The following is a 23,504-nucleotide window of genomic DNA, read 5'->3' as shown; positions in this document are numbered from 1 at the left end:
TTCCGCTTCAAAAATGGTTCCTTTGCGGCAACTAAGAATTAATCTAAATAAAGATGGATAAAAAATTTACTTTTCTTTTAAATAGTATAGCTTTTTTCCTGCTTTTAGCAGGAAATACCATGGCACAAAGCAAAAATGGATCTGTTTCAGGTTCGATTAAAACCAGCGATGGCAATCCTGCAAGCTATGTAAGTGTTGGTTTAAAAAACATAGGTAAAACTACACAAACTGACGAGAAAGGTAATTTCACCATTAAAAATGTAACACCAGGCACTTATACGATCAAAACATCCGCTATCGGTGTTTCTGCCCAGGAAAAATCAATTACTGTAGCGGGTGGTGAAACTGTAACTGCTGATTTTACCATAGCAGAATCTTCTTCGCAATTAGACGAAGTAGCCATTAACGGTTATAAAACACCAAACAGGAAGCCAATTGACTTAGGCAAAATTGCCATTGCACCGATGGATCTTCCACAGGCGGTACAGATTATTGGAAGACAGATTATTACTGACCAACAGGTAAATAGCTTGGGAGACGTAATGAAAAATGTAAATGGAGTAGCTTTGGGTGCTAATCGCGGGGCGGTAGGTGAAAACTTCTTTGCAAGAGGTTATAGCCTAGGTAGCAATAATATTTTCAAAAATGGTTCAAGAACAACTATTGGTGGTAGCCCCGAGGCGAGTACATTAGAATCGGTAGAGGTTTTAAAAGGAAGTGCCGCTTTGCTATATGGCGGGGTAACTGGTGGGGCAGTTGTGAATATGGTTACTAAGAAACCTAAATTCGAAAATGGCGGTGAGGTAAGCATGAGAACTGGTAGTTATGATCAATACAAACCAACGGTTGATCTTTATGGCCCAATATCAAAAAAACTTGCTTTTAGGGCAATTGGTACTTACGAAAATGCCGGAAGCTTTAGAGATGTTGTAAAATCAAAACGTTTTTATGTTAACCCATCATTATTATATAAGATAAGTGAACAGACAGAAGTTTTGGTTCAGGGAGATTATTTGAAAAGTGATTTCACTCCAGATTTTGGTGTAGGATCGGTAAACAGTCAGATTGTAGATTTTGGTCGCGATAAATTCATCAATACGCCTTGGGCTTACAATAAAACGAATACCACTACAGCTCAAGCCAATTTAACCCACAAGTTTAACGAAAACTGGAAATTAAATGCAATTGGATCTTTTCAGGCTTATAATCGTAACTATTATGGATCGGATCGTATCCAGGCAAATACAGCAGGTATTTCTGCAAGAAATCTTTCGAGGGCACTAAGTAAAGAATACACTTACAACCAACAAATTAACATTAACGGAAGTTTTAGTACAGGAAGCATTAAACATACTGTTTTGTTTGGTGTAGATGCAGATCAGTCGAGGGTAACCAGCAATGCATTCGCTTATGGCAAAGACGCTAAGGGGGCTTACATTACTACTTTTAATTATGGAAATGTCAATGTTTTCGATGAATCTACTTATTACGGTTCTGGATTAATGCCTGAAGCCTTTGCGATAACACGCACACTTGCCCCAATTTATAGATATGGTGTTTTTGTTCAAGATTTAATCGAAGTAACGGAACAATTTAAAGTATTGGCAGGCTTACGTTATACAGATCAGAAAAATGCAAGTTCAAGAGCCTTAAACTTGGAAAGTGGAGTAACATCACCAGGTGCAACAAAGTTTGATGATGCTTTTTCTCCCAAATTAGGTTTAATATATCAGCCTCTTAAAACCATGTCAATGTATGTAAGTTATGCAAATAACTTCATTCCTAATACTGGTGTCGATATTAACAATAATGCGCTTCAACCATCAACAGTAAACCAATATGAAGCGGGGGTTAAAAACGATTTCTTCGAAGGTAAGTTATCAGCAAATTTAACTTATTATAAAATCATCAACGACAATATTTCGCAGGCAGCTATACTTCCAGATGGAACCACTAGCACTGTATTTAAACAATTAAATGGTCAAACTACTAGTGATGGGTTAGAACTTGACATTAACGGAAATCTTGCTAAAGGGCTTAATTTTTTAATGGGGTATAGCTATAATTTTATGCGTTATACCAATACAGCTGATGTTACTGGCATGATTGAGGATGTACGTTTAGTAGGTACTACCAAAAATACAGCGAACGCCACTTTATTTTACACTTTCCAGGATGGCGCAGTAAAAGGTTTAAAATTAGGTGCATCCGCATTTTATACAGGCAAGCGTAATGGGGGCTGGAACGATGCTAAAAATGCAACAACTTTGAGGCTTATTCCGCTAAGTGCGTTCACTACTGTAGATTTTTCTGCAGGGTACAACTGGAAAAAATTCTCACTTCTTGCTAAAGTTTCGAACCTTACCAATGAGTTAAACTATTTTGTACATGAAAACTACAGCGTAAACCCTATTGCTCCACGCCAGTTTGTAACAACATTATCTTATAAATTCTAATTACAAGAAAAGGTTAAACAAAAAGCTCCAGGTCAGCAGATCTGGAGCTTTTTGTTTTTACAAAGCAGGCAATGTTCCATCGCTGTTATTTTACGCCAAAACAAAGTAAATGATGAGCAATACAAAGCCGGTGGTTATAAGATATATCCTCATAACAACACAACCAATTGGTTAAGGCAAGAAAGAAATTAAAGAATAATTAAGATGGTGCCCGATTTAAATAATTTAAAATAATAGTGAAATTCACCATGGCGGTTTACTTTTTCGATTTCGCATACTTTACCCGATTTGCCATATTCATCAGATAATAAATCACCAATTTTAATGCTGTCTAACTGATTTGCGTTAAGGGATGCTCTTTTAATTAGTGTAGCTGTTTTTTCCATAAGATTGCAGTTTAGAGTATTTACGTAACCAAAAACACTTTGGTTTTGTAGTATCTTAAATTACTTATTAATAAGTAGCAAACATACAAAATTGTAGTGTTAATTAGCAATACACAATTTCATAAACCCGTTTCATATACAAGGCTTCATCTATTTTAGTAAAAAATTCGTACCATTCTTCCCTGGTAAAAACCAAACTGATATCAGGAAATGGGGTTGATAAAATAACAACCTGCCTCCCATCGGGCGTATTCTCCAAATAATCGTCGAAATCAAGTTTTTTGGTAGCCACATAAAAAGCATCAAACTGATCAAAAGAAAAGTTCATTAAAACGCCCGAGCGCCATATATTTAAAACTTTGCAATTATTGCATTGGGCGATGGTGATGTTTTTGTTTTGAGCAAGTACGGTTGTTTTACACATGGCTTTTACAGTTTCAGATAATCGATAGATTTAACAAATATCCTACTATTTAGAATAATTCCAAATAATAAATCTGATTTTATTAAAATAAGCGATAAAAAAAATACCCCCGATTTCTGCCGGAGGTATTTCTTTTATTCTGCATCGTAGATTACTACCTTTTCGAAGTAAACCCTGAATTCATCCAGGAAAGCTTTATGTAATGGATGAACCTGATAAACATCATGTGCAGCTAAATCTTCAAATAACAGCAAAAGGCTAAATGTATAAGTAGTATCTACAACTGCACGCTCAATCGGTGCTGGTACGCCAATGTGAAAAGTTTTAACAACGTCAATATTTTCTAATGTTTGTAAGCTATTGCGGAAAGCAACTTTCTGCTCGTCGGTGGTATCGGCTTTTAGCCAGAATAAAACGTGGTGTGCTATCATTTTTTAATTTTTTCCAAATATAATGAAAGCAGGAAAAGATCGTGAGTTTATCCAAAAACACTTTTAGCTTTATCAATAGCTTTTAATAAATCAATTCCTTTACCCAATACTCCTTTAAACAGATCTCCTTCAACTTTCAAACGATCGATGGCATTAAAAATATTAAAATCTTTCATTTTTAAACCGGGTTTAACTTCATCCCAATGTAATGGCATTGATACCGTTGCACCAATTTTTGGCCGTAAAGAATAAGGCCCTGCTATGGTTGCCCCTGGCCTATTCTGTAAAAAATCGAGGTACATTTTTCCTTTTCGGGCGGCCACCATACGCTCGAGCGAAGTATATTCCGGTATTTGATTATGCACCAGGTTAACCACTATTTTAGCAAACATCTGACTTTGCTCATAACTATATTTGGCATTTAAGGGAATGTAAATATGCATGCCTGTTGAACCTGATGTTTTACAATAACTGGGCACATTGATTGCATCTAATACTTTTTTGGTTTCCAGCGCAGCTTCAACCACCTGATCAAAAGTATGTTTATCGGGATCTAAATCAATTACGCAGTAATCGGGATTATCAGGGCTTTGCACCCGGCTAAACCAAGGATTCATTTCTATACAGCCTAAACTCGCCATCCAGAGTAATGAAGCTTCATCAGTTCCAACAAGGTATTCCTTTTTTTCACCTTCACCATTTTCATAAGGAAAAGTTTCGGCCCAGTCTGGTGCTTTCCCTTTAACATCTTTCTGGTAAAAACTACTGCCATGAATTCCGCCGGGAAAACGGTTAAGCGATTGTGGGCGGTCTTTCAGGTAAGGCAAAATGTACTCAGCAACCTGATAATAGTAATTAAACATATCTCTTTTGGTTACTTTATCTTCAGGCCAATAAATTTTACTCAGGTTGGTAAATTTAAGTTCGTGACCTTTAATTTTCCTTACCTGCGTTTCGTCTTTTGGGTTCAATAAAGTTTTAGGCATTTTACCTTTCGGCGCTTTTATTGCCTGTGCATGTGGGTTTTCTTCATTAGTGTCGTCAACAATTTTTTCTGTTGGTACTTCTATTTCTCTTACCACTTCTTTGGCCTTTTTATCTTCACGCATGCCCTGGAAAGATGGGTGGCGAAAAACACCATCATCAGTTACTTCTGCAAAAGCGACTTCACATACCAGTTCTGGCTTTAACCAGGTTGCTTTCGCTTTTGGTGGGTTTGGCCTGAAGCGCGAGGGTTTATTTACATCAGGTATACTTTCGAAAGGGCTTTTGTCGATAATAATTGGCTTAAACTGCTCCATCATTGTTTTCTGCAATTTATCCGAAAACCCTGTTCCAACCTTACCTACATATTGCAGTTTTCCTTTTTCATAAACGCCCAACAGTAAAGAGCTAAAAGATTTAGAGGTATCGGCATTTCTGGTAAAACCCGCAATAATCACTTCTTGCCGTTTCTGTACCTTAATTTTAAGCCATTCTTTTGATCTTCGGTCTGTTGCATAAGTACTATCTGTTTTTTTAGCGATAATGCCTTCCAGGCCCATTCTCTTCGCCGCATCAAAAAAATCGACACCACTCGCCTTAAAAACCTTACCGAGGCGCACACGATCATCATCAGTTGGCAGCACTTCATTTAATATTGCTTGGCGTTGATAAAGCGGCAGCTCCATCAGGTTTTTACCCTCATACCAAAGGATATCGAATACATAAAAAACAAGTTCTCCGTCTGCCTCACTTCTCCAATTCTGGAGTGAGCCAAAATTAGATATGCCTTTATTATTTAGCACCAAAATCTCCCCATCAAATACCGCATTCATTTTCCAAGTCAAAAGCAGATCGTGAATGGGATAAAATTTTTCGTTAAAGGATTTATTATTCCGGGAAAACAAATCAACCGCTCCTTTATTAATAAAAGCCAGGGCACGGTAACCATCCCATTTCACCTCATACTGCCAATCCGGATCGTCGAAAGGTTCGTCAACCAGGGTAGCCAACATAGGTTTCACCCCTTTTGGGATAGCTGTTTTGGGTGCTTTCTTTAATATGCTTTTCACATCTACCGTTTGGTCATCGCCCACTGGCGTGGTTTCTTTCTTTACTTTTTGCTTCGGGCTTTTTTTTTCAGTTTTTAAATCCTGCTCCTTTCCTCCTTTCCAGACCTTATCGGATGTTTTTTCCATGCTTTCGATTGTTTTTCCGGAAAGCACAGATTTATCTTCCTTGGTAATGTCTTTTGTAGAAGCATAATTGTCTTTATGTTTGATTAACAGCCAACCGTTTTCGCCCATGCCATGTGTTTTAACAAGGGCAAACTCGCCGTGAAGCTTTTCGCCATTTAATTTGATTTTTAAAGAACCATCTTTTAACTGACCTAACAGATGCTTTTCTTGCGCTTTTTTGCCTTTAATCGATTCTATCGGCTCGTAAGTTCCTTCATCCCATACAATAACGGTTCCGCCACCGTATTCACCCTGTGGAATAATGCCTTCAAAATCTTTGTAATCGTATGGATGATCTTCTACCATCATAGCCAAGCGTTTGGTCTTAGGATCTGTTGATGGCCCTTTCGGTACAGCCCAACTTTTTAGAACGCCTTCCATTTCAAGTCTGAAATCGTAGTGCAAACGTGAAGCATCATGTTTTTGGACTACGAAATGTAATTTGTTCCGATCGCTGCTTTTACCCGACTTTGGTTCGGTAGTTTTTGAGAAATCGCGCTTGGCAACATACTTTTTCAGACTCATAATAAATATTTTACTTTTTCAAATAATCTTCAACTGCGCGGGCAGAGGTACCAACCGTTTGCACTACGGCTTTCAGCTTATCTTTGCTTACTCCGAATTTGTTAGACCAATAATCTACCTCATAACCTTCGTTAATATTGATCCTAGCCCGATCAGCACTACCGTTTTTTTGTTTATCATCCATAACTATTTTTTGATTAGACAGTTATAAAACAGCCGAATAATAAAAAAGGTTTTAACAGCCATTTTTACAAACGGATATTAAAACCTTAAAAAATAAATTTTAAAAGTTAATCTGTTAGTGCTGTAACCATCTTTGGTTCTGTTTCTTCTTCATGAACGAGTTTATTCTTTATAGCGATATTGATAACCCTCAACCACACCAAAAAATAAGGAAAACTAATGATAGATAATGATAAACGATGTGCTTTTGCAAAAGTTGGAAAAAGTAGCAAAGGGAAATTGCAGGTGATGAAAAGTAAAATTGGCAACAATACATTTTTTAGCACTTTATTATTTTCTTTTACATACCAAATGCCCACACCGATTATCGAAATAATAAAAGTACAATCTTCAGCTCCTGTACTAAATAATACTGGAAACAGCAACACCGAAGAAAGAATCATTAATTGAAACTTACCCTTCGAAAAACTTGCTGTACGACTAAAAGGTAACATAAATATCAAAGAACCGATTGTTAGAAAGAGAAAATTGGAAATTCCTGGCTGATTTAAAAGTTGCCTAAAGAAACCCATAATCGAAATATCTCCTCCACCTGAAACATTAATCATATTTTTCCCAATCAGTGAATTTTTCCAATCGATATAACTTTGCGCAACAAAATCTGGAGCGGCAAATAACATTGGCAATAAGAATATCACGATAGACCACACGATTAACCACAATACAAAAGCTGGTTTTTTCTTAGCGAAAAAGAAGAATACTAGCCCCACAACACCATAAAGCTTAATAAATGTACCCAGCACAATACAAAGCGCAGACCATATCCCTCTACCTTTATTTATTTGCGTATAACTTAATATCATTAAAGCTGCGGCACCAGCATTAAACTGCTGGTTAAGCATCGATTCTATTAAACAGGGAATGGCAATATAACCGATAACTACCTTTTTATCCTCACTTAAAGGTAAGGTTTGAATAGCTTTAAAAAGCAGGAAACAGTTAAACAGATTCCAAAAGAGTAAGCCAACCCAATTATGCATTAAGGCAAATGGCGCAATTAAAACACTAAAAATAGGGCCATAATGATTGGCATCTTCGTGATAAGCCGGGTACCATGCATAAAGAGATTTTTGTTGAAGAAGATTCCTGAAGGTATTCTCAAAAATAAGGTAATTATTATACCGATGCGTTACCCAAGAATCAATTACAAAAATGAGTGTAATCAATACCCAAAGAAATAATACAAAACGATTGTTCTGATAATATTTTGGGCGATGAGATAAACCAGTAGCGTTGGTTAGAAAATGATTTAGCATTTGTAAAAATTATATTACAATACAATAATAAAAAGGCTAATTGAGAATTCCTAGGGTTTTGTAAGAAAAATGTTACTCTTTTTTGAAATAAAAATAACCTTCAAAAAAAATAGGCCTAAATCGATTTTTAAGACCAGTTTTATATTCGGTTTAGCGTAATTAAGGGCTTTCTCTTTACGATCGTTAACCAAAAAGCCTTTACACAGCTATATTTGATCACCTAATTGGCAAAATCCCAAAACCAAATCAGAATTATCGGTGTTTATATAAGATATTAACTAACCAAAAATCAGTAAAAGATGGAATATCAAATTAATTCGATGAATGCCCGGAAAGAGTTTATAGAGATTGCTGATGAGCAAGATCGAAATTACTGGGCAGCCAGATTAGGCGTTACAGGTGAAAAACTAAAATCGGTAGTCAAAGCCATACAGAGCATGGAATTCTCTATTGTGAAAGAATATTTGACCATGGAGAAAATTAAATCCGGAAATGCTTATAAACGCTTTCTTAATCCTTCATAAGTTTAAAGATTTAATTTAGGTTTAATTAATAAATGCCTGATACAAGCTGTTGATAGCTGCCCTACTAAAATCAGGGAAGCCATCTGTATGGGTGGCATTGATACCGTTTGTAATGATAACGAAGCCAAATTTTTCTTTCGGATTAAAAAACATGGTGCTAAACAAACCATAAGCTGAACCGGTATGTCCCTTCAGTTTTACCCCTGGAATAAGCTGGTCTGCAGTCCTGATCGCCAAACCATATCCTTCATCCTCAGTCAAGGCAGTCTGCATCTTTTTCGCACTCTTTTTAGTGATTATCTTAACCCCATTTGATGTGCCATAATTCATGTGCATGATCATGTACTTAGCTAAATCAGCAGCCGAAATTTTCATGCCACCTGTTGGCGAAAAAACAGGCGTACTATACCCCATTATGTAATTTGCAATTTCTGTCCTTCGTGGCGCGTATGCTGTTGGCGACGGTGTATAAGTTTTTGTATCGGCATGATATTCGTATAAATTAACAAAACGCGTGCTATCTAGAGAATCGATGCAATAACCTGCATAAAGCCCTAAGGGTTTCAACACATGGTTTTTCACGTAATTATCAAAGCGCTCATCCGATTTCTTCTCGATGATGGTGCCGATCAGGTTAAAATTAAGATTGCAATAATCAAATTTGCTTCCAGGCGCGTAATCGTTATAACATTTGGCCCAGTTTGGATTTTTATCCGGATTGATCACATCCAGATTTAAATAGCCCTGAGAATCGTTTAAACTTGAAGTATGTGACAAAGCCATTTTTAAGGTAATTTTCTGATCAGGAAATTTTGGATTCCTGATTTTAAACCCCACCAGATCACCAAAATCATCATCTAAGGAAATCTTACCCGCCTCTACCAGCTGCATAATTGATGTTGCCGAAAAAGATTTAGAAATCGAAGCGATCCTGAAAATATCCTGATCAGTTAAAGGCTTTTTATTTTCTAAATCCTTTAAGCCAAACGCATGGGTATAAATGATCTTGCCATCCTTTACTACGGCCACAGCAGCACCAACCGCACTAAATTTCTCCATTATCTGTTTGAAATCTGCTTCTACTTTTTCATTTTGCGCTTTTAATGGTGTGCGTAAACCAAGGATCAAAAAAAACGCAAAAAAATATTTAAGGTTCATGGCTTTATGGGATAAGAAATAAATATAAACGATGTGACAAAACAAAGTTCTGACGTACCAAAAAATTTACTTAGCGTCGTTTACTTCCAACCAATGTCCATCTGGGTCTTTAAAATAAATCTGCTTTACACCATCTACCCGCAACGTAATTCCTTTTTCTTTCCCGGCCCAATCTTCAAAGCTGATGTTTTTGGCATTCAGCTTTTTTACAAAGTCATCAACTGATGGAACACTGAAACACAAATGCCCATTTTTATCAAAAACCTCATTTCCTTTTGCTCCCTGAATTAAATGCAACTGTCCGGCTGGCCCTAAAGTAAACCAGGTATGGCGGTTATCCTTGAAAGGTTCGGGAATGATTTTAAGGTTAAACACACTTTCGTAAAAACTTGTTGATTTGCTTAGATCAGCCACATAAACAGCGATATGATTTAATACGGCAGGTACATTTTCGGGTTTATTTTGCGCCATGGCTTTTTGAAAAATGATAGAAAATAAAATAATGGTAAACAGGAAGATTTTTTTCATGTTTAAATATCAAACTTATAAAGGAATAATTTTAATAAAAGTTAAACATTATTTAGCTAAGGGCAGCGTATTTAACCACAGATAAAAAGGATACGCACAGATTATGTAATTTAGTTAGCATTTTTATTTGGAGCTGCTTCGACTCTGCTCAGCACGACAAATGTGTACCGCCCAAAGAGTGATCTTTTCTCGACTGAAGCAACGCGTAACGGAGAGATCTTTGAACTTGATCATCTATCGCCTAAAGATCCTGAAACAAATTCAGGATGACGAAACGAATTGATGTATTCATGCTAAAAAATTTGCCTCGCAGCGCTTTTGGGTTATTTGCTGCGCTACCATTGAATGATTTCAACAAAAAAATCGTCATCTCGACTGGAGCACAATCCCGACATTAAGTCGGGAGAGAGATCTATGTAGACAGACTTCTCGACTGCGTTGCACTTCGCTCGAAATGACGATCGCGGGGAATTTTCCGTTCTTATTTCGCTAAACTTTCAAATTCTGCATCGGTTAATTCGATCTCTGCAGCTTTTAGGTTTTCTTTTAAATGTACAATAGATTTTGTTCCAGGTATTAACAGAATATTTGAAGATCTTTTTAATAACCAGGCCAGTGCAATCTGTGCTGTAGTGGCCTGATGTTTTTCGGCTATTGCTTTAATTTTATCTTCTAATTTTGCAGGGCCAGAAGCCAGTGGAAACCATGGAATAAAAGCCAAACCTTGTTCAGCCGTAAAATCCAATACACTTTCCCATTGTCTATTGGCTAGATTGTACATATTTTGAACCGATACAATTGGCAAAATATCCTGCACCCGTTTGATCTGATCGATGGTTACTTCAGACAGGCCAACATATTTTATTTTACCCTCTTTTACCGCTTCTATAACTGGTGCAAGGGTATCGGCTACATTAACTTTAGGATCGATACGATGCAGTTGCCATAAATCAATCGAGTCTACTTTTAAACGCTGTAAACTTCCTTCAATATCTTGCCTGATTTTTTCGGGATTACCATTCGGAACCCAATTGTTGGGACCCGGTCGGTCAAACCCACCTTTGGTAGCAATAAGGAGATCGTGTTTGTAAGGATGTAGTGCATCAGCAATTAAAGATTCGTTTAATTTTGGCCCATAAGCTTCTGCTGTATCAATAAAATTAACACCATTTGCTACGGCTTCCTGCAAAACTTTTATTGCATTTTCGCGATCTTCCACTTCACCAAAAACACCGTTGCCAGTTAGCTGCATTGCACCATAACCTAATCGGTTAATTTCTAATTCGCCTAATTTAAATGTTGTATTTCCCATGTGCTTTTAGATATGATAATAATTTCTATATGATAAAGATAAACCCTAAGTGAGTGGCTTTGTTTTTAAACTAATTTTTATGATAAATAAATGAATAAAGCGAAAAAAGGCTACTTCAATAACCCGAAGCAGCCTTAATAGAAATATAACGATAATATGAATTGCGATTATACTTTGCTTAGTTCCATCCCCCACCTAAGGCGTGATAGATATCTACTACCGCATTTAACTGTTGTTTTTTGGTTTCGATCAATTCTAATTTTGATTGCAAAGCATCACGTTGGGTCATCAATACCTCGAAATAATCAGCTCTTGCCGATTTAAACAAATCGTTAGAAATATCAATTGACTGGGTAAGTGCAGCTACCTGTTTCGATTTCAAATCATAGCTTTTTTGCAGATTGCTGATCTTTGACATCTGATTGGCCACTTCGATATAACCATTCAAAATTGTTTTTTCGTAATCATAAACGGCCTGCAACTGTTTTGCATTTGCGGTTAAATACTCGGCTTTAATGGCATTCCGATTAATGAGCGGTCCGGCTAAATCTCCCGCTAAAGAGTAGATTAAAGACTCTGGCGTTCTCAATAAATAAGATGGATTAAAAGCCTGGTAGCCAATAGCGGCAGAAATACCCAATGATGGATAAAACTGTGCTTTAGCCACTTTAACATCTAATTTAGCAGCAGCGAGCTCTAACTCAGCCTGTTTAATATCAGGGCGGTTGGCTAATAATTGCGAAGGTAAACCTGTCTGTACTGTTGGTGGTACCAAGTCGGTAAAACTCGATTTATCCCTAACGATGGGCTGAGGAAAACGGCCTAACAGAAAATTGATCTTATTCTCCGTTTCGGTAATATTTTGCTGAATATCAAATTCCAGGCTCTTAGAGCTTAAAACTTCAGCCTCAAATTTACGTACTGCAAGTTCGTTAACCCTACTGGCCTGTTTCTGGATTTTCATCAGTTCTAAGGCATTTTTCTGCAGCTCAATGTTTTTTTTCACTGTCTCTAACTGATTATCTGCAGCTAGCAATTCGTAATATGAATTTGCAACCTCAGCTATCAAATTGGTTACCACAAAATTTTTGCCTTCTACCGTTGCTAAATAATGACTTATGGCCCCTTTTTTCGCATTGCGCAATTTATGCCAGATATCGGCTTCCCAATTGGCCTGTAAACCGAAACGATAATCGGGCAATACTTCAGGTACTTCTTTACCTGGCGTAATTTCTGTAGAAGCATCGCCAGCGCCCGAACTGGTGTAGCGACCCACTTTATCAAAGCCTGCACCAACGCCATAGGTTACACTTGGCAAAAGCTCTCCCTTTTTAGCCTTGATCTCATTTTTAGCAATCTCGATATCCTGAAGCGTAATATTCAACTCCTGGTTATTTTTTAATGCGGTATCGATCAGGTTTACCAGATTTGGATCGGTAAAAAACTTACGCCATTGTATACTGGCTGTACTTACCGTATCCTGCGCGCCACCAAAGGCTGCAGGAACACTTTTATTTTCGGTCCGTTGGGCCACTTCTGGCAATTTACATGCGGTATATGCAGCACATATCAGCACTAAACCAAGGCCTTTATAAATATTTTTCTTAAACATTATCTTCTACTTCTTCAGTTAATGGATGTTCTTCTTCAATTTTGATCAGCTTGTGTTTTGCTGCTATTGATCCGAATATGTAATACAGTCCAGGGATTACAACTACCCCGAAAATGGTACCAAAAAGCATACCTCCGGCAGCAGCCGATCCAATAGTTCTGTTACCGATTTTTCCAGGTCCTGATGCAATCATTAAAGGAATCAAACCTGCAATAAAGGCAAAAGAGGTCATTAAGATCGGGCGAAAACGCACACTTGCTCCCTCCATTGCCGCTTTTAATACCGTTGCCCCCTGGGCATGCCTTTGTGCAGCAAATTCTACAATCAACACGGCGTTTTTACCCAGTAAACCGATCAGCATCACCATCGCAACCTGTGCATAAATGTTGTTTTCCAATCCTAATAATTTTAAGAACAGGAAAGCGCCAAAAATACCTGCTGGCAAAGAAAGGATAACTGAAAGTGGCAAAATAAAACTTTCGTATTGAGCTGCGAGAACCAGATAAACGAAGCCCAAGCAGATCAGGAAGATATAAATGGCTTCGTTACCCCTCGATACTTCATCTTTAGATATACCAGCCCAATCGATACCAAATCCCCTTGGAAGTGATTTTTTGGCTACTTCGGTAATGGCCTTGATGGCTTCACCAGAACTGTAACCCGGAGCAGATTGTCCACTGATCTCTGAAGCATTATACATATTGTGTCTGGTAATTTCGGATAACCCGTACACCTTCCGCATTTTGATAAAAGCAGAGAAAGGCACCATTTCATCACGATCGTTTTTAACCGACAGTTTTAAAATATCTTCCGGTAAGGCCCTGTATTGCGGCAATGCCTGTACAATTACTTTATATTGGTGATCATATTTAATAAAACTGGTTTCGTAATTACTCCCTACAAAAGTTGACAGTGTATTCATTGCATTATCAATACTCACTCCTTTTTGTTGCGCAATATCATTGTCAACATCTAACATGTACTGAGGGAAACTCGCACTGTAAAAAGTAAATACTGATGATAGCTCTTTGCGTTTGTTCAGCTCTTTTACAAAATCGTTGGCAACGGTTTCCATTTTTTTGTAATCGCCACTACCTGCTTTATCCAATAAACGAAGCTCGAAACCTCCCGCAGCACCATAACCCGGAACGGCTGGTGGCTGGAAAAATTCGATAGTTGCCCCTGGAATAGATTTCGATTTCTCTTCAAGCTCTTCAATAATCTCTACTGCCGAATGTTTACGTTCGCTCCAGTCTTTCAGGTTGATTAAACAGGTACCGGAGTTCGATCCCGTACCTTCAGTAAGAATCTCATATCCTGCTAAAGATGAAACCGACTTTACGCCATCAATATCTTCGCACATTTTCTGCAGTTTCTCAGCAATCTCATCAGTACGCTCCAAAGTAGATCCCGGAGGCGTTTGGATAATGGCATAAACCATTCCCTGATCTTCGTTCGGAATAAAACCCGACGGCACACTTCCACTTAATCCCCAAACACCTAAACAAAAGACTACCAGAATACCAAAAGTTAATATCCTGCGGCTTACTACCTTGGTTAGCACCAGTTCATATTTACCCGAGAGTTTAGCAAAACCATTATTGAAACCATCTAAAAAGCGATCAATAATAGTTTTCTTTTTCTTGGATCCATGGTTATTCTTTAACATGATGGCACACAATGCAGGGGTAAGTGTTAAAGCTACAATACCCGAAAGGATAATTGCCGTTGCCATGGTGATGGAGAACTGACGATAGAAAATACCTACCGGCCCAGACATAAAAGCTACCGGAATAAATACCGATGCCATTAAAAAGGTAATGGCAATAATTGCGCCGCCAATTTCTTTCATGGCCTCTTGAGTGGCTCTCAATACTGAGAGTTTTCGGTTATGCTCCATTTTAGCGTGCACCGCTTCAATTACTACAATGGCATCATCTACCACCACACCAATCGCTAAAACTAAGGCGAACAAGGTAATCAGGTTGAGCGTAATGCCGAAGAACTGCATAAATACGAAAGTCCCGATTAAGGATACTGGAACAGCAATGGCAGGAATAAGGGTTGAACGCCAATCGCCAAGAAACAGAAATACCACTAAACCCACCAGAATAAAGGCTTCGACAAGGGTGTGGATTACTTTTTCAATCGAGGCATCCAGGAATTTAGAAACGTCGTAACTTACTTCATAATCTAATCCTTTAGGGAATGAGCTCGATTTAATCTCGGCCATTTTCGCTTTCACATCTTTAATTACCTGACTGGCATTACTACCGTACGATTGCTTTAATACAATAGCTGCAGAAGCCTTTCCGTTTAACGTAGAATATAAATTGTAAGCAGAAGCACTAAAATCTACATCGGCAACATCTTTTAAACGAAGTAATTCGCCATTAGCACTTGCTCTGAGTACCACATTTTCGTATCCTTCTTTTGTACTAAAGCGTCCGGAATATTTTAACACATACTCAAAAGCCTGAGAGCGTTTACCAGAGCTCTCACCGGTTTTACCTGGAGAAGCTTCTAAACTTTGCTCATCAAGTGCTTTCATCACCTCATCTACTGAGATTTTATAAGCCTGCATACGATCGGGTTTAAGCCAGATCCGCATGGCGTAATCCCTATCGCCCAAAATATCGGCAAAACCTACACCATCAACCCTTTTCAACTCAGAAAGCAAGTTGATATCGGCATAGTTGTACAGGAAATTTTGATTCATTTTAGGGTCTTTACTGTACAAATTGATGTACATTAACATATTAGACTCCTCGCGGGTGATTTTAACCCCCTCACGAACCACTAAAGGAGGAAGTTTATTGGTAACAGCTGCTACGCGGTTCTGTACGTTAAGCGAAGCTTGGTTAGGATCGGTACCTAAATTAAATACGACCTGAATGGAAGCTTCACCATCATTACCGGCATCAGAGGCGATATATTTCATGCCCGGTACACCGTTAAGTGCACGTTCTAGCGGAATAACCACCGATTTGATCAATAACTCGTTATTTGCCCCTGGGTATTCTGCCGTAATATTAACCTTAGGCGGTGAAATAGAGGGAAATTGTGTAACGGGCAGATAGCTGATGGCCAACACCCCAAGAAACACAATGATAAGCGATATTACTATAGAAAGGACGGGCCTTTGTATGAATTTACTAAACATAAAATAAGTATGGAGGGTGGTAGATTATTCAGTTTTCAATCTTAATTGTTTCATCACTTCCTGAGGCTGTTGGAATTTGAAGGTAATTTTATCATCGTCTTTTACTTTCTGCACCCCTTCAAGCAATATTTTATCATCCGTGGTGATGCCATCTCCTACAATGTATAAATCAGGAAGATCGCCTGCGATGGTAATGGCTCTTGAATGTACTTTGTTATTTTTATCAATCACAAAAACATAGGTTTTGTCCTGAATATCGTAAGTGGCTTTTTGTGGAATCACTAAAGCATTTTTCAGGGGCACTACCATTTGAATTTTACCGGTTTCACCATTTCTAAGTAAGTTATCCGAGTTATTAAACCTTGCCCTGAAGGCGATGTTTCCTGTTTCGTTATCAAATTCACTTTCGATTACTTCAACTTTACCTTTCGATTTCAGCAACTCATTATTCGCCAATAACAGACTAACTTCTTGCTGGCCTTTTGCTTTTGCTGTGCTCTGGTAGTTCAGGTATTCTGGCTCAGATACGTTAAAATAAGCAAAAACCTGACTGTTATCTGAAAGACTGGTTAATAAAGCGCCTTCATCAACCAAACTACCCAGTTTTAAAGGAATACGGTCGATGGTACCATCAAAAGGTGCTCTGATTTCGGTATTGGATAAATGGAATTTGGCCAAAGAGGTTTCGGCATTTGCTGATTGCAGTTTGGCTTTAGCCATAGCCAGCTCGTTTTTAGAAACAATGTTTTTATCAGACAGTAACCTGGTATTTTCAAGCTCAATTTCTGCCGATTTTGTTTCGGCTTGTGCTTTTAACAACTCTGATTGTGCTGCTTTAGGCATAATCTTAAACAAAAGCTGACCCGCTTTTACATGCTGGCCTTCATCTACATAAATATTTTGGAGATAGCCTTTTTCCTGGGCCCTGACCTCGATATTCCTCACAGATTTAATCTGCGAAACATATTCCTTGGTAAACGAAGTATCCATTCTTAACGGCGTGGTTACCGCATAAGTAGCTACTTCTTCTTTTTCTTCTTTTTTCGAGGTACAACCCGTTACGTAAAGCAAAGTACATAAGCCTAAGCACATGACAACTCTTTTCATTTTTTTTTTGTTAAATGGTTTTAATCTGATTTATTTTTTCTCTAATTAGTCTCCCCTTGCAACCAATTCATGATAAAAAGCAGTCTACAACTGATGTGCAGATACCTAACTGACTTCAATAAATTATGGTTACGCAATGATTTAATTCGAAAGCGAAATAAATACAGATTTATGAAGTTATAATGAAGTTGAACTTCAGGTTTGGATGCGGGAAATTGTGTTTTAGTGAATTAAAAGATGATTTATTGCAACAAACAGATCATTTAGCACCGCTTTTTGAACGGATTATCAGTTAACTGCTAGAATTAGATGAAGAAATGACGATTTCTAACACAAAAACCCGTTCTAAGTTATTTGTCAGTTATTTTCAGAATGATGTATAAATACGATTTATTGACGACAAACTAACATAAAGTTAACTACCGAGACTGTCATTTTGAGCGCTAATCTTTTTATTTTTAGTACCGAAGCAGGAAATATGAATGGTGATTTGTCATTTTAAACATCCATGTGCAGTCAGATGTTACCATCTGACTATCGACTATTAAAAAAGGGAATATCTAGAATATATGTTTTTAGTGTCAGTTGGGAACAACTGACACCACAATTAAACATCCATCTGCAGTCAGATGTTACCATCTGACTATCGACTGTTAAAAAAGGGAATATCTAGAATATGTGTTTTTAGTGTCAGTTGGGAACAACTGACACCACAATTAATTCATATTATCCAAAGATCTCTCCACTCCGCGTTGCGTCGGTCGGGATGACGCCAATTTTCAGGATCTATCAATTGTAGTAGAGAGGAAGGATTTTTTAAGTCTGTAAGCACTTAGTCTATTTAAAATAGTCTTTGCCCTGATGTCTTAATGACCTTTATTTCTTAATGATCTGCAAGATGCTAACGAAAATCACTTATTAAAAGTAGCCCTTAATTACCGAGGAAACATAAATCAAAATTACCCAGCCTGCCAGCACAAATTTTGGCCATGCGATAAAATCTGTTCGCCAAAATTCAGCCATATTTCCCGGGTGATGGAAACTGTGTAATAGCCTGATATTTTCAATTACATCCAGTGAGCCAATTAAAAATGCCAGAAATAAATTAAGCCGCAGCAATTCGTTTAGCCAACTTGTTTGTTCTCTTTGCATTTGCGAATTAGATAGCGTCATGATGAGCACTACATATACCAAAATAAAAAGAAAATCGAGGTGTGTATTCTTCTGAGCGATGCTTAAAAGTGTCTGGTCGCCATAAAGTGTATCGCTCCAAAGCGCAATAATTTCTACTCCTGTATCTTTGTTGGCAAGCTCCAGGTTAATGATTCCTTTTCCGCTGAAGTGTTGAAGTACCTTTCCCTGATAGGACATTATACCACAAACGATGATAAATACTAAAATCAATATCTTCTTCATTTATGCCCCCCTTCCTGTTGTTTTACAACTTCTATAACGGCACTTCCGTTTTTATTTGGGTTGTTAATACAGTGAATAAAGGCCGCTGCTGTTTTTTTGAAATGTTGGGGCAATGGATGCAATTCATCCGTCCAACCATTTTTGCCAACCGATCCTCTTGAATCGATATGGAATACCCTATTCTCACCTAACATTTCGCTAAAAATGCGACCGATATCAATCATCATTTCGTTAAAGAGGTAAATCATGGCATAAACAATTTTGCGCTGATCTTCGGGATCGTAAATCCCCCTGAGCTGCAAGGGTGTTTTTAGCCATCCCCCATGTCCGAGAAAAGTTCGCGCAAACAACCGATACCATTTGAGTGGATTATATCCCGCTATCTTTTTATCACTTGGAATGGCGTAATCATAACCTTGGGTAATAATCTGTATCCCAGGAAATTTACCGTTTTCTCCCTTGCCTTTACCTCCAGTGAGAATCCCATTTATAATAAAGTAATATTGGAGCTGAAAAAAGGCCAGCAATGCATAAAAATCTTTGGATATAAACTGTGTACCACGTTTAAAATCTTCTGGTTTATCGGGTGGGTTAGCAGCGTTTTGATAGAGGTATTTCGCAAATGCACTATTTTCAAATTCGTTGGAATCTCCCTTATGCGTAACCATGGCTGCTATTCTCCGGTTTCCAACCAGGTCGTTTCCTCCTCCGCTAATGATAAATACATCGGGTTGAAGTGTAGAAAGCTGTTCGACATATTTTTTAGCGCTAACCATATTCATCAGCCAATCGCCACCAGAGGCCAGACTATAAACGGCCATATTTTCTTCCATAGAAATCCAGTCGATCACATCGCTTAAAAGAATAGGATAATTGAACCACGAATCGCCCTCTACTACTACTACCCTGTTTTTAAGACCGTTGTGTTTAGCCGTATGCTTACGGAAATTATTTTTCACCTTTTTTATAAAACGGGTATTGCGCTGGCTGTTTTTTAATGCATCTACTTTAGCCATAACAGGCGCTAATGCCGCTATTTTCCGTACCTGCTCAAGATTCAGGTCGTAAATATGCTGAATAATTTCAGAAAGATCGAACTCGTTAATTTCAGGCCTCAGTTCAATAAGTTCGCTAACTGAGATATTGTTATTGAGCAGTTTGTCGATAAGATCTTTCTTTATAGCAGGATCCATGGCTTTTCGATCGTTGTATATCATCTTCTGTTTATTAAATATATGTTTAGCATGGGATATACTGATATAAAAGTAAATCAAATCAGAAAATACTGCATTCTATTGGAAGCTAAAGAGATAATTATTGTTAAATATGTAAATATAACACAACGCCGTAGAGATTCCAATACCGATTATTGGGTATACTAACTATGCATCTCAAATACATCTTCCTTAACATTTAGGCAACAGTAAACTTACATTAAAGGATTACCTTCGTTAACACAAAACCAGCCTTTCTATGTTTTAATAAATAGATTAAAGCGGTACAACATGGAGAACGAAATACAATCTGACAGGGATATCCAATGCGAGTTCCTAAATATTTTTAAATTTATATGGGCAGCTTGCGGAATAGCACCCTTAGGCGAAACGCCGAGTACACCTGACTCTGATAATGCAAATTCTTAATCAGGCATAGATTATAGGTATTAAGCTATTATTGACCATAACTTCTGCACAGGCCATTATCCGGTCACATCATTTTAGCAAGATTGCCCAACAGTTTTAGTTTGAATTTAAGCTCATCCGACCATGGAAGGCCGATACAAAGACGGATACAGTTCTGATATTGGTCTTGCAAGGTAAACATCGGACCCGGGGCAATGCTGATTTTTTGTTTCATTGCCAGTTTATACAGTTTTACAGCATCAACTTCTTTGTTAAATTCTATCCATATGGCCAGTCCACCTTGCGGCCGGGTTGTTCTTGTACCCTCGGGAAAATATTCGGTAACCGCATCGATAAAATGCTGATAGTTATGCTGCAAGGTACGACGGAGCTGATGCAAATGGCGATCATACCGACCAGTTTTTAGAAAATTGCCAACAGCTTCGTGAATAACAGAAGTTGAAGCAAGGGCATGTACCAATTTTAGTTTAAGTAATTTTTCTTTATACTTTCCAGGAGCTACCCAGCCTACGCGGTATCCTGGCGCCAAGGTTTTAGAAACCGCGCTACACCATAGCACATTTCCTTCTGTATCAAATGATTTACAGCATCTTGGTCGTTGCGTACCGAAATAGAGATCGCCATAAATATCATCTTCAATAAGCGGAATATCATTTGCTGCCAAAAGCTGAACAACTTCTTTTTTATGCGCATCGGGCATACAACTACCCAACGGTGTATTAAAATTGGGAATTAACAGGCAAATATCAATTTTCGACACCACTTTCCTAAGCGCATCTATCTCAATGCCCGTAACCGGATGCGTGGGCAATTCGAGTACTTTTAAACCTAAACTAATTACCAGCTGGAGAATTCCGGGATAACATGGACTTTCTATGGCCACAGTATCGCCTGGTTTGCCTAAAGCCATCAGGCAAAAAGATAATGCATTCACTCCACCAGCAGTAGTAATCAGGTCATCTTCATGAAGATTTCCGCCCCAGCTTAACGATCGTACTGCAACCATTCTACGCAATTTAACATTGCCTTGAAGTGGCTCATATTCTGTTCCCCCTTCTTTAAGCGCCCGCGTAGCATAAAGTATCTCCTTTTTGAGTTTTGCCAATGGTAACAGGCTGCCTGATGGGACACCAATTGAAAAAAGGGTTAAATCATCGCGCCCAATGCTAGAATACACCTGGGTACTCAGTTCGCTCGGTTCATGACGATTTGCAATTAGTGAAGGCTTACTAACCGCAGGTAATGGAAGTCGTTCTACCCTACGGTTGCTTACAAAGAAACCCGATTGTGGCTTGGCCTCGACCAACGATTGTGCTTCCAGTTCCAAAAACACACGTTTTGCCGTATTCATGCCTACTGCATATTCCTTGCAGAGCATCCGAACGGAAGGAAGTTTATCTCCCGATCGCAGAATACCGTCTCTAATCTGTGCGGCAATTCCGCTTGCTATTTCATTGTACCTGTAAACCTTTTCCATAATCAACAAACTGTATCCATACAAACATACAAAACTGATACTGTATTTATCGCTTTTAGCTTTGCACCTTTGATTTAAGAAAAAATCAGACATGAAAGAAACAGGAACTGAACTGAACAAAGCGCATATTTCGAGTGGTTGGCTTAACGGATTTATCGCGGTACTTATCTTTAGTGGCTCTATGCCAGCCACAAGATTGGCTGTGATGGATATGAGCCCTATTTTTGTAACCGTTGCCCGTGCCACTATAGCTGCATTGCTCGCTCTTGGGGTATTAATTGCATTTAGAGAGAAACGACCGTCAAGCAAACATTTAATCTCGCTGGTAATTGTAGCGCTGGGTGTGGTAATCGGCTTTCCTTTATTAAGTGCCCTTGCTTTGCAACACATTACCTCGGCGCATTCTTTGGTATTTTTAGGCCTTTTGCCCATGGTTACAGCCGCTTTCGCAGTTTTACGGGGAGGCGAACGTCCTAAACCCATATTCTGGCTTTTCTCAATCGTAGGCAGCTTTCTGGTAATTGGATACGCCATTTATCAGGGAATTAACGCTGCACCAATAGGTGATATTTTAATGTTACTGGCAATTGTTCTTTGCGGACTTGGCTATGCTGAAGGTGCAAAGTTATCTAAAAAGTTGGGCGGCTGGCAGGTAATTTCATGGGCACTTGTGCTTTCACTCCCATTAATGTTACCCTTAATGTTCATTTATCAACCAGTTTCATTTGCTGAAGTAAGTACCGCTGCCTGGATGAGCCTTGCCTATATTTCGCTCTTTAGCATGTTCATCGGGTTTATTTTCTGGTATAGAGGGCTTGCACAAGGTGGAACTGCAGCAGTTGGACAGCTTCAGCTCCTACAGCCTTTTTTTGGATTGGCCCTTGCCACTACCCTGCTCCATGAAAAAGTAAGTATGGGTATGCTAGTCATTACCATGGGCGTAATCCTTTGCGTTGCGGGCTCAAAAAAGTTTGCTAAATAACCATAATCTATCCTTCAAAATCTAATAAAAATGCTGATATCCAATAGCTTTAAGTTTGATGATCAAAGTGAGCAAATTGCCTTTATGAAGAGATACAGCTTTGCCACGATCATTACCAGTTATGATAATTTACCCATAGCCACTCAATTACCTTTTGTTGTAAACGAGGTAAATGGAAAGGTCTTAATTAGTGGTCACTTTGCGCAAGCCAATGAGCAGGTAAAATATATTGAGCAGTACACGTCACTTATCATATTTACTGAGCCACATGCCTATATCTCTCCTAGCCATTACGAAAAACACGAAAGCGTACCCACATGGGATTATATTAGTGTGCATGCATATGGAAAAGCCAATATTATTAGCGATGAAAAAGCTAAAGAACAGGCATTGAAAGAAATGATTCTATATTATGAAAAAGAATATCTCGTGCAATGGGATAGTCTTTCAGAAAAGTTTAAACAGGGTATGATGCGGGGAATTGTAGCTTTCGAACTGGAAGTAAACGATCTTCAGGGAAAGAAAAAATTAAGCCAGAATAAATCGGAACAGGAGCGAAAAAACATTGTATCGCACCTCGAAAACAGCAAGAACGCTGTAGAAAGAGAACTCGCTCCATTCATTAAAAACCTAAAGCCATAA

At 38.3% G+C, this 23,504-nt stretch carries 19 protein-coding genes; 4 read left to right on the top strand and 15 right to left on the bottom strand.

Going from position 1 to position 23,504, the window contains the following annotated elements; all coding sequences use genetic code 11:
* The first annotated feature begins 53 nt into the window (after positions 1 to 53).
* The gene (locus ACN9MR_RS08330; RefSeq protein WP_426329144.1) at positions 54 to 2,456 is read left to right on the top strand and encodes a TonB-dependent siderophore receptor; all 2,403 of its coding nucleotides are present in this window, start codon (positions 54 to 56) and stop codon (positions 2,454 to 2,456) included.
* A 188-nt stretch (positions 2,457 to 2,644) separates the two neighbouring features.
* Here the strand turns inward: ACN9MR_RS08330 and ACN9MR_RS08325 are convergent, their stop codons facing one another.
* The 6 genes from ACN9MR_RS08325 to ACN9MR_RS08300 all read right to left on the bottom strand — a co-directional run bounded on the left by ACN9MR_RS08325 (position 2,645) and on the right by ACN9MR_RS08300 (position 7,940).
* Positions 2,645 to 2,842 (bottom strand): hypothetical protein, encoded by a 198-nt coding sequence (locus ACN9MR_RS08325; protein WP_426329143.1) that lies wholly within the window; start codon positions 2,840 to 2,842, stop codon positions 2,645 to 2,647.
* A gap of 103 nt (positions 2,843 to 2,945) precedes the next feature.
* Entirely contained in the window at positions 2,946 to 3,266 is a 321-nt protein-coding gene (locus tag ACN9MR_RS08320; RefSeq protein WP_426329142.1) for a DUF6686 family protein, read from the bottom strand.
* 134 nt (positions 3,267 to 3,400) lie between these two features.
* Entirely contained in the window at positions 3,401 to 3,697 is a 297-nt protein-coding gene (locus ACN9MR_RS08315; RefSeq protein ID WP_057934316.1) for a Dabb family protein, read from the bottom strand.
* Between the two features lie 47 nt (positions 3,698 to 3,744).
* Positions 3,745 to 6,441: a DNA ligase D gene (ligD, locus tag ACN9MR_RS08310; protein ID WP_426329141.1), complete on the bottom strand. Its 2,697-nt coding sequence runs from the start codon at positions 6,439 to 6,441 to the stop codon at positions 3,745 to 3,747.
* A gap of 10 nt (positions 6,442 to 6,451) precedes the next feature.
* A complete protein-coding gene (locus ACN9MR_RS08305) occupies positions 6,452 to 6,625 on the bottom strand; it encodes a DUF3606 domain-containing protein (protein WP_426329140.1) in 174 nt (57 codons plus the stop codon).
* A gap of 106 nt (positions 6,626 to 6,731) precedes the next feature.
* Positions 6,732 to 7,940, bottom strand: a complete 1,209-nt coding sequence (locus ACN9MR_RS08300; protein WP_426329139.1) for a glycosyltransferase family 87 protein — start codon at positions 7,938 to 7,940, stop codon at positions 6,732 to 6,734.
* Positions 7,941 to 8,239: 299 nt separating this feature from the next.
* Between ACN9MR_RS08300 and ACN9MR_RS08295 the strand changes: the two genes are divergently transcribed.
* Entirely contained in the window at positions 8,240 to 8,464 is a 225-nt protein-coding gene (locus ACN9MR_RS08295; protein WP_029280094.1) for a DUF3606 domain-containing protein, read from the top strand.
* Positions 8,465 to 8,485: 21 nt separating this feature from the next.
* Here ACN9MR_RS08295 and ACN9MR_RS08290 read toward each other — a convergent pair whose 3' ends face one another.
* From ACN9MR_RS08290 to ACN9MR_RS08250, 9 genes are all read right to left on the bottom strand, one after another.
* A complete protein-coding gene (locus tag ACN9MR_RS08290; RefSeq protein ID WP_426329138.1) occupies positions 8,486 to 9,622 on the bottom strand; it encodes a serine hydrolase domain-containing protein in 1,137 nt (378 codons plus the stop codon).
* Positions 9,623 to 9,688: 66 nt separating this feature from the next.
* Positions 9,689 to 10,150: a VOC family protein gene (locus ACN9MR_RS08285; protein ID WP_426329137.1), complete on the bottom strand. Its 462-nt coding sequence runs from the start codon at positions 10,148 to 10,150 to the stop codon at positions 9,689 to 9,691.
* Positions 10,151 to 10,631: 481 nt separating this feature from the next.
* Positions 10,632 to 11,462: an aldo/keto reductase gene (locus ACN9MR_RS08280; RefSeq protein WP_426329136.1), complete on the bottom strand. Its 831-nt coding sequence runs from the start codon at positions 11,460 to 11,462 to the stop codon at positions 10,632 to 10,634.
* A 178-nt stretch (positions 11,463 to 11,640) separates the two neighbouring features.
* The gene (locus tag ACN9MR_RS08275) at positions 11,641 to 13,074 is read right to left on the bottom strand and encodes a TolC family protein (RefSeq protein ID WP_426329135.1); all 1,434 of its coding nucleotides are present in this window, start codon (positions 13,072 to 13,074) and stop codon (positions 11,641 to 11,643) included.
* Entirely contained in the window at positions 13,067 to 16,237 is a 3,171-nt protein-coding gene (locus ACN9MR_RS08270; RefSeq protein ID WP_426329134.1) for an efflux RND transporter permease subunit, read from the bottom strand. Before ACN9MR_RS08270 ends, ACN9MR_RS08275 begins: the two co-directional genes overlap by 8 nt.
* A gap of 24 nt (positions 16,238 to 16,261) precedes the next feature.
* A complete protein-coding gene (locus tag ACN9MR_RS08265; protein ID WP_426329133.1) occupies positions 16,262 to 17,344 on the bottom strand; it encodes an efflux RND transporter periplasmic adaptor subunit in 1,083 nt (360 codons plus the stop codon).
* A 918-nt stretch (positions 17,345 to 18,262) separates the two neighbouring features.
* Positions 18,263 to 18,760, bottom strand: coding sequence for a hypothetical protein (locus ACN9MR_RS08260; RefSeq protein ID WP_426329132.1), 498 nt, complete (start codon positions 18,758 to 18,760; stop codon positions 18,263 to 18,265).
* On the bottom strand, positions 18,757 to 19,977 hold the full coding sequence (locus ACN9MR_RS08255) for a hypothetical protein (protein ID WP_426329131.1): 1,221 nt from the start codon (positions 19,975 to 19,977) through the stop codon (positions 18,757 to 18,759). The genes ACN9MR_RS08260 and ACN9MR_RS08255 overlap by 4 nt, the downstream gene beginning before the upstream one ends.
* Positions 19,978 to 20,467: 490 nt before the next feature.
* Positions 20,468 to 21,880, bottom strand: coding sequence for a PLP-dependent aminotransferase family protein (locus ACN9MR_RS08250; protein ID WP_426329130.1), 1,413 nt, complete (start codon positions 21,878 to 21,880; stop codon positions 20,468 to 20,470).
* 91 nt (positions 21,881 to 21,971) lie between these two features.
* Between ACN9MR_RS08250 and ACN9MR_RS08245 the strand changes: the two genes are divergently transcribed.
* Together ACN9MR_RS08245 and ACN9MR_RS08240 are read left to right on the top strand one after the other, a co-directional pair.
* The gene (locus ACN9MR_RS08245) at positions 21,972 to 22,862 is read left to right on the top strand and encodes a DMT family transporter (protein WP_426329129.1); all 891 of its coding nucleotides are present in this window, start codon (positions 21,972 to 21,974) and stop codon (positions 22,860 to 22,862) included.
* Between the two features lie 30 nt (positions 22,863 to 22,892).
* Positions 22,893 to 23,504 carry an FMN-binding negative transcriptional regulator gene (locus ACN9MR_RS08240; protein ID WP_426329128.1) on the top strand — a complete coding sequence of 204 codons (612 nt, stop codon included), beginning with the start codon at positions 22,893 to 22,895 and terminating at the stop codon, positions 23,502 to 23,504.

This window comes from Pedobacter sp. R-06, from assembly GCF_049913135.1.
GTDB lineage: Bacteria > Bacteroidota > Bacteroidia > Sphingobacteriales > Sphingobacteriaceae > Pedobacter.
This window is presented reverse-complemented; position numbering and strand designations above follow the sequence as displayed.